The organism is Streptomyces sp. NPDC041970, assembly GCF_055588985.1.
In genome coordinates this window covers 19,669-28,432 of record NZ_JBVJCD010000068.1, presented here as the reverse complement: position 1 = coordinate 28,432, position 8,764 = coordinate 19,669, and the positions used below count along the sequence as shown (strand labels likewise).

The 8,764-nt window shown below is 75.9% G+C and carries 10 protein-coding genes; 5 read left to right on the top strand and 5 right to left on the bottom strand.

Annotated features, from left to right (window positions below):
- Positions 1-164: 164 nt before the first annotated feature.
- Positions 165-2,063: an ABC transporter ATP-binding protein gene (locus ACZ6EJ_RS24665; protein WP_469270064.1), complete on the bottom strand. Its 1,899-nt coding sequence runs from the start codon at positions 2,061-2,063 to the stop codon at positions 165-167.
- Between the two features lie 181 nt (positions 2,064-2,244).
- Here ACZ6EJ_RS24665 and ACZ6EJ_RS24660 point away from each other — a divergent pair, with 181 nt between their 5' ends.
- Positions 2,245-2,949 carry a ribonuclease H family protein gene (locus ACZ6EJ_RS24660; protein ID WP_469270062.1) on the top strand — a complete coding sequence of 235 codons (705 nt, stop codon included), beginning with the start codon at positions 2,245-2,247 and terminating at the stop codon, positions 2,947-2,949.
- A 57-nt stretch (positions 2,950-3,006) separates the two neighbouring features.
- On the opposite strand, the gene ACZ6EJ_RS24655 is transcribed toward ACZ6EJ_RS24660, so the two are convergent.
- Complete coding sequence (locus ACZ6EJ_RS24655) at positions 3,007-3,435, bottom strand: ATP-binding protein (RefSeq protein ID WP_469270069.1); 429 nt, start codon at positions 3,433-3,435, stop codon at positions 3,007-3,009.
- Between the two features lie 159 nt (positions 3,436-3,594).
- On the opposite strand from ACZ6EJ_RS24655, the gene ACZ6EJ_RS24650 reads away from it, so the two are divergent.
- Both ACZ6EJ_RS24650 and ACZ6EJ_RS24645 read left to right on the top strand, forming a co-directional pair.
- Positions 3,595-4,428 carry a Scr1 family TA system antitoxin-like transcriptional regulator gene (locus tag ACZ6EJ_RS24650; RefSeq protein ID WP_469270060.1) on the top strand — a complete coding sequence of 278 codons (834 nt, stop codon included), beginning with the start codon at positions 3,595-3,597 and terminating at the stop codon, positions 4,426-4,428.
- Positions 4,429-4,500: 72 nt separating this feature from the next.
- Positions 4,501-5,604 (top strand): PP2C family protein-serine/threonine phosphatase, encoded by a 1,104-nt coding sequence (locus ACZ6EJ_RS24645; protein ID WP_469270058.1) that lies wholly within the window; start codon positions 4,501-4,503, stop codon positions 5,602-5,604.
- Between the two features lie 27 nt (positions 5,605-5,631).
- Here ACZ6EJ_RS24645 and ACZ6EJ_RS24640 read toward each other — a convergent pair whose 3' ends face one another.
- From ACZ6EJ_RS24640 to ACZ6EJ_RS24630, 3 genes are all read right to left on the bottom strand, one after another.
- Positions 5,632-5,958, bottom strand: coding sequence for a YkvA family protein (locus ACZ6EJ_RS24640; RefSeq protein WP_469270057.1), 327 nt, complete (start codon positions 5,956-5,958; stop codon positions 5,632-5,634).
- Between the two features lie 116 nt (positions 5,959-6,074).
- Positions 6,075-6,341: a WhiB family transcriptional regulator gene (locus ACZ6EJ_RS24635; RefSeq protein ID WP_469270067.1), complete on the bottom strand. Its 267-nt coding sequence runs from the start codon at positions 6,339-6,341 to the stop codon at positions 6,075-6,077.
- Positions 6,342-6,561: 220 nt separating this feature from the next.
- Entirely contained in the window at positions 6,562-6,978 is a 417-nt protein-coding gene (locus ACZ6EJ_RS24630) for an ATP-binding protein (RefSeq protein WP_469270056.1), read from the bottom strand.
- A 164-nt stretch (positions 6,979-7,142) separates the two neighbouring features.
- Here ACZ6EJ_RS24630 and ACZ6EJ_RS24625 point away from each other — a divergent pair, with 164 nt between their 5' ends.
- Both ACZ6EJ_RS24625 and ACZ6EJ_RS24620 read left to right on the top strand, forming a co-directional pair.
- A complete protein-coding gene (locus ACZ6EJ_RS24625) occupies positions 7,143-7,559 on the top strand; it encodes an acyl-CoA thioesterase (protein ID WP_469270054.1) in 417 nt (138 codons plus the stop codon).
- A 169-nt stretch (positions 7,560-7,728) separates the two neighbouring features.
- Positions 7,729-8,553: a helix-turn-helix transcriptional regulator gene (locus ACZ6EJ_RS24620; RefSeq protein WP_469270052.1), complete on the top strand. Its 825-nt coding sequence runs from the start codon at positions 7,729-7,731 to the stop codon at positions 8,551-8,553.
- Positions 8,554-8,764: the final 211 nt, after the last annotated feature.

Below are 8,764 nucleotides of genomic sequence, written 5' to 3'. Positions count from 1 at the left end.
AACCCCCCCCCCCCCCCCCCCCCCCCCCCCCCCCCCACCCCCCCCCCCCCCCCCCCCACAACCCCCCCCCCCCCCCCCCCCCCCACCCCCCCCCCCCCCCCCCCCCCCCCCTCTCCCCCCCCCCCCTCCCCCCCCCCCCCCCCCCCCCCCCCCGGGGCGGGCGGTCACCCGACCGGTTGCGCCGGCCGGTCCTCCTCGGCCGACGGCCCCTCGAACTGGGTCCGGTACAGCTCCGCGTACCGCCCCCCTGCCGCCAGCAGCTCGGTGTGCGTGCCGTTCTCGACGATCCGCCCCGCCTCGACGACGAGGATGCGGTCGGCCGCCCGCACCGTCGAGAGCCGGTGGGCGATGACCACGGCGGTCCGGCCGGCCAGCGCCTCGGCCAGCGCCTCCTGGACGGCGGCCTCGGAGGTCGAGTCCAGGTGCGCGGTCGCCTCGTCGAGGATGACGACCCGCTGGCGGGCCAGGAGCAGCCGGGCGATGGTCAGACGCTGGCGCTCCCCGCCGGAGAACCGGTAGCCCCGCTCGCCCACCACCGTGTCGAGCCCGTCGGGCAGCGAGGCGATCAGGCCGTCGAGCCGGGAGCGGCGCAGCGCGTCCCAGACGTCGTCCTCGGAGGCGTCCGGCCGGGCGATCAGCAGGTTGGCGCGCACGGACTCGTGGAACAGGTGCCCGTCCTGGGTGACCATGCCGAGCGTGTCCCGGATCGAGTCGGCGCTGAGGTCGCGCACGTCGACGCCGTTCAGCCGCACGGAGCCGGCGTCCGCGTCGTACAGCCGGGGCAGGAGCTGGGCGATGGTCGACTTGCCCGCGCCCGAGGATCCCACCAGGGCGATCATCCGGCCCGGTTCGGCGCGGAAGGAGACCTCGTGCAGGACCGGCGCGCCGCTCCGGTCGTCGAGCGTGGCGACCTCCTCCAGCGAGGCGAGGGAGACCTTCTCGGCGGAGGGGTAGGCGAAGGAGACCCGGTCGAACTCCACCGAGACCGGACCCTCCGGCACCGCGCGGGCGTCCGGCCGCTCGCTGATCAGCGGTTCCAGGTCCAGGATCTCGAAGACCCGCTCGAAGCTGACGAGGGCGCTCATCACCTCGACCCGCGCCCCGGCGAGGGCGGTGAGCGGGGCGTACAGCCGGGTCAGCAGCAGGGCCAGGGCGACGACGGCGCCCGGCTCCAGGGCGCCGCGCAGCGCGTAGTAGCCGCCGAGCCCGTAGACCAGGGCCAGGGCCAGGGCGGAGACCAGGGTGAGCGCGGTGATGAACGCCGACTGGGCCATGGCCGTACGGATGCCGATGTCCCGCACCCGGCGGGCGCGTTCGGCGAACGCGTCGGACTCGTCCGAAGGCCGCCCGAACAGCTTGACGAGGGTCGCGCCGGGGGCGGAGAACCGCTCGGTCATCCGGGTGCCCATCGCGGCGTTGTGGCCGGCCGCCTCCCTCTGGAGCCCGGCCATCCGGGCCCCCATCCGGCGGGCCGGCACGACGAACACCGGGAGCAGCACCAGCGAGAGCAGCGTGATCTGCCAGGAGATCGTGAGCATCACCGCGAAGGTCAGCACCAATGTGACCAGGTTCGAGACGACGCCGGACAGGGTGTTGCTGAACGCGCGCTGCGCGCCGATCACGTCGTTGTTCAGCCGGCTGACCAGAGCGCCGGTCCGGGTGCGGGTGAAGAAGGCCACCGGCATCCGCTGCACATGGTCGAACACGGCGGTGCGCAGATCCAGGATCAGCCCCTCGCCCAGCGTCGCCGACAGCCAGCGGGTGAGCAGCCCCAGCCCGGCCTCGGCGACCGCGATGAGGGCGATGAGCCCGGCGAGCCGGGTCACCGTATCGGCGCCGGCGTCGTCCACGATGGCGTCGACGACCTGGCCGGCGAGGACCGGGGTGGCCACCGCGAGCAGTGCGGTCACCACGCTGAGCAGCAGGAACCGGTGGATCCGGCGGCGATGGGGCCGCGCGAAGAGCAGGATGCGGCGCAGGGTCGTCCGGGAGAAGGGCCGGCGGTCCTGCTGCGCGTTCATCGCGCTGTGCAACGAGTGCCAGGCCGTGACTTCCATGTCCATGGGGTGCTCCGCAATCCGGTGGTGGTGGTCGGGTCCCGTCGGCCGACCGGCCTCCGGTGATCGCAACGCTAGGACCTCGACTTTGGTCGAGGTCAAGGCGGCGTCGCGGCCCGGTCCCGCAGGGGGCGCACCCGGTCCGCGGCCGGTCGGGGCGCTCGCGCGGTGCTGGCATGATCGAGGGATGAACGAGTGCATCATCGCCGCGTGTGACGGGGCGTCCAAGGGGAATCCGGGGCCGGCCGCCTGGGCGTGGGTCGTCGCCGACGCGCAGGGCGTCCCCCGGCGCTGGGAGGCGGGGCCGCTCGGCGTCGCGACGAACAACGTGGCCGAGCTGACCGCGCTGGCGGAGCTGCTGGAGTCGACCGACCCGGCGGTGCCGGTCGAGGTGCGGATGGACTCGCAGTACGCCATGAACGCGGTGACCAAGTGGCTGCCGGGCTGGAAGCGCAACGGCTGGAAGACCTCCGGCGGCAAGCCCGTCGCCAACCGCGAGCTGGTCACCCGGATCGACGCGCTGCTGGGCGGACGCTCGGTCGCCTTCCGCTACGTGCCCGCCCACCAGGTCGGCGGCGACCCGCTCAACGCGCTCGCCGACCAGGCGGCGAGCGACGCGGCCGTGGCGCAGCGGCCCGCGGGCACGGCGCACGGCGACGCGCGTCCCCCGGCGCCCGCGCCGGCGCGGGCGACGCAGGGGCGCGCGGAGAGCTCGGGCGCGGCGAAGGAGCGCGGTGCGGCGGGCGCCGCCCGCACCGGGCGGTCCGGCGGCACGATCAAGGCGCGGTTCGCGGGCCGCTGCCAGTGCGGCAAGCCGTACGCGGCCAAGGAGCCGATCGCGAAGAACGCGAACGGCTGGGGCCACCCGGAGTGCCGCACGGCGTCCGCCTGATCGGGCGGACGACCCCGACGGGGGCGTGTCCGGCGCGGTGCGGGCCGGGGCGCGGGGTCAGGCGAGGTCGGCCCAGACGAGCCGGCCCGCCGTCGCGGCACGGCTCCCCCAGCGGGCGGCCAGCGCGTCGACGAGCAGCAGCCCCCGGCCGTCCTCGGCCAGCGAGCCGAGCGGGTCCTCGCCGTCAGCGCGGGCCGGGCCTCCCGCGGCGGCGGGGGGCCGGACGAGCCCCGCGGACTCCTCGGGGGACGCGGGGGCCGGGATGCGGCCCCGGCCGCGGTTCCACACGCAGACGCGGACGCCGTCCCCCGAGCGGGTGAGGCGGCAGCGGATGCGCCGGGTGCTGGTGTGCCGCACCGCGTTGGTGACCAGCTCCGTCACGATGAGGGCCGCCGCGTCGACGCGGTCCGCCGGTTCGCCCCACGCCCGCATCACCTCCCGCACCCGATGCCGGGCCTCGGGCGCCCCTCCGGGCGACCGGGGCACCCACCAGCTCTGTGCCCCCCGGACGCCCCCGTCGGCGGGGGCGCGTTCCACGCGACTGACTATTTCCGACATGTATGCACTCTCGGCGCAAAGCGCATACTTTGCAAGTGACAGAATCCACTCCGCTCCGAACCGGGGCCCGACACGGAGGGAACGCCCATGCGCGCCCGCTCCGGTCCCACCGTGGAGCACCGCGTCCTGGCGGTCCGCCTCCGCCTGCTGCGGGAGCGCGCCGGGGTCGGCCTGCGGACCGCCGCCGAGGCGCTGGACGCCCACCCCGCGACCGTCCGGCGCATCGAGCGGGCCGAGACGGCGCTGGACGCCCGGCAGGTCGCCGAGCTGCTGCGCCGCTACGGAGTGCCGCCCGCCGACGCCGAGTCGCTCCTGGCCAAGATCGCCGCGGCCAACCTGCCCGGCTGGTGGCACCGCTGGCGTGACGTGCTGGACGGCCGGCAGCAGGACGTCATCGGCGTGGAGTCCTCCGCGAGCGTCGTGCGGACCTGGCACCCCGCGCTCGTGCCCGAACTGCTGCGCACCCCCGCCTACGCCGCCGCGCTCCACCGCATCCAGCACCCCGAGGACACCCCCGCCCTGCGGGAGCGCCGGATCGAGCTGCTGACGGAGCGCCGCCGCAGGTTGCGCGAGCGCGGGGCCGACCTGTGGGCCCTCCTCCCGGCCGCCGCCCTGCACACGCGGGTCGGCGACCGGGCGACGATGGACGGCCAGCGGGCGGCGCTGGCCGAGGCGATGGAGGAGCGGCACGTCACCGTCCAGGTGGTGCCCCTGGACCACCCGCCGCACCCCCTGACCGGCGTGCCGGCCCTGCACCTGCTGCGGGTGCCCGTGCCCGAGATCGGGGACCGGGCCGTCCTGGAGGCGCCGGGCGTCCGGCTCGACGTCGTCGACGACCCGGAGGCGGTGACGGCCCACCGCGTCCGGATGGACGCCGCGTGCGCCGCCGCGCCCCGCCCCGGAACTCCGCTGCCCGAGTGACCCGGCCCCCGGCGGAGCACGCTCGGCCGCCGCCGGGATGCGGCGGGAGGCGCCCCCGTACAGCGTGGGGGAGTGGTGGAGTCGCGCAGGGCCCGGTGCATCCCGGTGGCGGTCGTCGTGCTGGCCGTCGTCCTGGACCTGGTCACCCCGGCGGACGTGGCCTCCGCGCCGCTGCTGATGACCGCCCCCGTCGCCGCGGGGCCGCTGCTGCGGGTGCGGGGCATCATCGCGGTCGGCGTCCTGGCCATGGCCGTCCACGCGGGGCTCGCCTGGAGGGACGGCGTCTTCGGATGGCAGTGGGGCGTCGCCAACCAGCTCACCCTGGTGGCCGTGACGGTCCTGGCCGTCCTCATCCACCGCACGCTGGAGGGCAGGGACGCCAGCACCCGGCGCGCCCGCCAGGTGGCGGCCGTGGCCCAGAGCGCCGTCCTGCCGCGCCCCCCGACCCGCATCGGCGGGCTCGGCATCGCCGCCCGGTACGTCCCCGCCGAGGACGAGGCGATGATCGGCGGCGACCTCTACGTCGTCCAGGACACCCCGCACGGGGTGCGGGTGATGGTCGGCGACGTGCGCGGCAAGGGACTCGGCGCGGTGAGCGCCGTCTGCGCGGACCTGGGGGCCTTCCGGTACGCGGCGGACGAGACGGAGGACCTGCCCGGCCTCGTCGACGCGCTGGAGAGGGCCCTCCTGCGCGAGGGCGACCGGCGCGGCGGCCAGGAGCAGGCGGAGGGGTTCACGACGGCGCTGATCGCCGAGTTCGCCGACGACCTCGCCACCGTGCGGATCGTCAACCGGGGGCATCCGCCGCCGGTGCTGCTGGACGCCGGCGGGCGGGCCACCGTCCTCGAACCGTCCGAAGAGGCGCCGCCGCTCGGCATGAGGGCCCTGGGGGCCTGGCCGTCCCCGGTGGACGCGTTCGCCTTCCCGCCCGGCGCCACCCTCGTCTGCTACACCGACGGGGTCACCGAGGCCCGCGACGAGGCCGGGGTCTTCTACGACGCGGCCGCGCGCCTGCCCCTGCTCGTGGGCCGCCGGGCGCTGCCCGACGACCCGGCGGCCCCGGCGCGGATCCTCCGGCTGCTGACCGAGGACGTCGAACGGCACACCGGCGGCCGCATCCAGGACGACCAGGCGCTCCTGGCCCTGCACCGGCTCCGGGCCCCGCCTCCCGCGTGACGGCGGTGCCGCGCCCGTCCGGGCGGCTCAGCGCACCGCTTCGGAGCGGTGCTTTGCCGGGGCGCCGCCCTTGCGGCCCGTACGGATCCCGGCGTCCGCGGCGGCCGCGTGCAGGGACCGCAGGGCGACCAGCAGGAGGCCGATGTCGTCGAGGTAGACCGGGTCCGGCAGCAGGTCCACCGGGGAGGCGGTGTAGATCAGGGCCGCCCAGACCAGCGCCTTGTCGCGCACCGGGATCCCCGCGTCGACCAGCAGTCTCCTGGCCCTCACGACGCGTACCAGCAGTACGGCGGCGAGGACCAGGGTGATCAGTGCGGCCAGGGCGCCGAGCACGAGCCAAGCGGTGGTGTCCACGGCTCACCCTCTCCCCACTCGCTCCCGGATCGCGGAAGGCGCCGGTGCGCCACCGCGGCGCGTCCCCGGACGGCGGTCGCGGTACGGGGCCAAAGGCCGCGCCGCGCCCCCGTACATCAGGCCGCTCCGCGGCCCGGCGTCTCCGCGCGGCGGCGGCTGCGGCGCTTGAGCGCGCGTCGTTCGTTCTCGGACAGCCCGCCCCAGACGCCGGAGTCCTGCCGGTTCTCCAGGGCCCACTCCAGGCAGGCGGCCTGCACGGGGCAGGTCCGGCAGACGGCCTTGGCCTCCGCGGCCTGCACGAGGGCCGGGCCGGTGGTCCCGATGGGGAAGAAGAGGTCGGGGTCCTCATCGCGGCAGGCCGCGTGCAGGCGCCAGTTGTCCATGCTGCTCACTGCTGCTCACTCCCGATGTCGTCGGATCGTCGGCGGATGCCGTACGTGTCTTCTGCGGGTGACCGACGATGGACGCCTCAAACCCGTACGGCGGCGCTGTCCGGGACGCGCGCCCCCGGAGCGGGGCGTCGGCAGCCCCCGACCGGCGCGGCCGCGGGCGCGCCCCTGCCCCGGACCGGCGGGTTCCCGGTCCGGGGCAGGGGCGGGGGCCTCAGTGGGCCAGGGTCGCCAGGATGCTCTTCCCGCCGTCGGGGGCGCGGGCGATCCGCACCTCCTGGGCCAGCCGCTGGACCAGGGGCCAGCCGAATCCGCCGGTGCGGCCGGTCAGGTCGGGGGTCCGGCCCCGCGGGTGCGCCGGGCTCGGGTCGGTGACCCGGACGTGGACGCCGGTGCGGTCGGCGGTGAGGCGCAGGGCGGTGACCGCACCGGCGTGCCGGACGGCGTTGGTGACCAGCTCCGAGACGAGGAGCAGCAGGTTCTGGACCACGTGCGCGGCCGGGGCGGGGTGCAACCGCGCGACGAAGGCGGTGACGGCGTCCCGTGCGTCCGCGGCCCTCTCGGGCCGGCAGACGTAGTCGGTGCGCGCGTCGCCGTCCGGCGGAAGCGTCATCAGAATGCTGTCGTCCATGGTGTTCACCCCGTCGCGTATGCCGTGTCACTGCTGTGCGCATACCCCCGCACCGGCGTTCCATGAGCCTGGGACGGGAGCGGGCGGGAGGCGGCCGGAGGGACGGTCCGCGCGGCCGGCGCCGCCCGTGGAATGCCCTGTCGCGCGGGGGTGTTGGCCCGATCATGACCTTCTCCGTTGACGTGACCGTGCGCGGCTACGAACTCGACACCCAGGGCCATCTCAACCAGGCCGTCTACCTCCAGTACGCGGAGCACGCCCGCTGGGAGATGCTGCGGGCCGCCGGGCTTCCCCAGGAGAGGCTGCTGGCCGACGGGGTCGGCCCGGTGCAACTGGAGGCGACCGTCAAGTACCGCCGCGAGCTGCGCGGCGGTGAGCGGGTGCGCGTCACCTGCCGGTTCCACTACGGCACGGGCAAGACCTTCACCATGGAGCAGCGGATCATCAAGGAGGACGGCACGGTGGCCGCGGAGATCACGGGGGTGGCCGGCATCCTCGACCTGGCCGAGCGCCGCCTCGTCCCCGACCCGCACCACCGCCTGGCCGCCCTGGCCGGCGACCCCGATCTGCTCACCGGCTGACCCCGGCCGCCGCCCGTACGCGCCCCCGGCCCGAGCGCCCGTGTTCGCCGGGGGCCGGGGCCGGGGGACGACCGTACGGGCCGCCGCCGACCCCGCGGCCGCCGGGCGTACCGCGGGAGTGCGGCCCACCGGCTCCGAGCGCTCGGCGGGCCGCCCGTAGAGTGGGGCGATGCGTGCCCCGTCCACCGCGTCCGGCCCCCCTCTCCCCGCGGCCCCTCCCACGACCAGGGAGACCCGTTCGCTGCCCGCCCTCGCGCCCGGTGCGGTGGACACCCCCTTCGTCATCCAGGGATACGACGAGATCGTCCCCCACGACACCGAATGGGACGCGCACTCCCACCCGTTCCACGAACTGCTGTGGAACGAACGCGGCGCCTCCACGGCGAAGGCGGGCGAACGGATCTGGACCATCACCCCCGCACTGGGGCTCTGGATGCCCGCCGGCGCCCTGCACTCCGGATCGGCGAGCGCCGGAACGTGGTTCCGCGCGAGCTTCTTCGGCTTCCGCACCACCGCCTCCATCTCCGACACCCCGGTGTCCGTCGAGATCACCCCGCTGCTGCGCCTGCTGCTGGAGCGGCTCGGCGACGCGGACCTCGCCCCCTCCTCGCGGGTCGCGACCGAGGCGCTGGTCCTCGACGTCCTCGCGCCCTCGCCCCGCGAACTGCTCGTCCGCATCCCCGCGTCCGACCTGCTGCGCCCGGTCGCCGACGCGGTGCGCGCCGACCCCGCCGACCCGCGGACGCTGGCGGACTGGGCGTCCGTGCTCGGCGTCAGCACCCGCACGGTCACCCGCGCGTTCACCGCCGAGACCGGGACGAGTTTCGCCCGCTGGGTGGCGGCGGTCCGCGCCCAGCACGCGATCGACCTGCTGAGCCGGGGCCAGGACGTGGAGACCGTGGCCGGACAGGTCGGCTACCGCTCGGCGAGCGCGTTCGGCGCCGCCTTCCGGCGCACCACCGGGATGACCCCCGGAGCCTTCCGGCCCCGGTGAATCCGAGCGTCCGCGCCGTACCCGCCCGCTGATCGGAAGTTGGTGTTCCGAAGAGGGGGCGTCATGTCCCGATCGCGACAACAGGTGTCCCGAACGGTTGATTGCGCCAGGTGATCGCTTCTCCTAAAGTACAAAGGCAAGCCTTACCTAAGTGCTTGTGCGCGTACCGCACACCCTCCAACGACGGCGCCCGTCGCCTCCGGACATGCGG

Excerpts from the sequence above, each read along its gene's own strand:
- ACZ6EJ_RS24650 (WP_469270060.1), top strand. The coding sequence starts at position 3,595 with ATGCGCGCCCGCTCCGGTCCCACCGTGGAGCACCGCGTCCTGGCGGTC.
- ACZ6EJ_RS24620 (WP_469270052.1), top strand. The coding sequence starts at position 7,729 with ATGCGTGCCCCGTCCACCGCGTCCGGCCCCCCTCTCCCCGCGGCCCCT.
- ACZ6EJ_RS24630 (WP_469270056.1), bottom strand. The coding sequence starts at position 6,978 with ATGGACGACAGCATTCTGATGACGCTTCCGCCGGACGGCGACGCGCGC.
- ACZ6EJ_RS24625 (WP_469270054.1), top strand. The coding sequence starts at position 7,143 with ATGACCTTCTCCGTTGACGTGACCGTGCGCGGCTACGAACTCGACACC.
- ACZ6EJ_RS24660 (WP_469270062.1), top strand. The coding sequence starts at position 2,245 with ATGAACGAGTGCATCATCGCCGCGTGTGACGGGGCGTCCAAGGGGAAT.
- ACZ6EJ_RS24635 (WP_469270067.1), bottom strand. The coding sequence starts at position 6,341 with ATGGACAACTGGCGCCTGCACGCGGCCTGCCGCGATGAGGACCCCGAC.
- ACZ6EJ_RS24665 (WP_469270064.1), bottom strand. The coding sequence starts at position 2,063 with ATGGACATGGAAGTCACGGCCTGGCACTCGTTGCACAGCGCGATGAAC.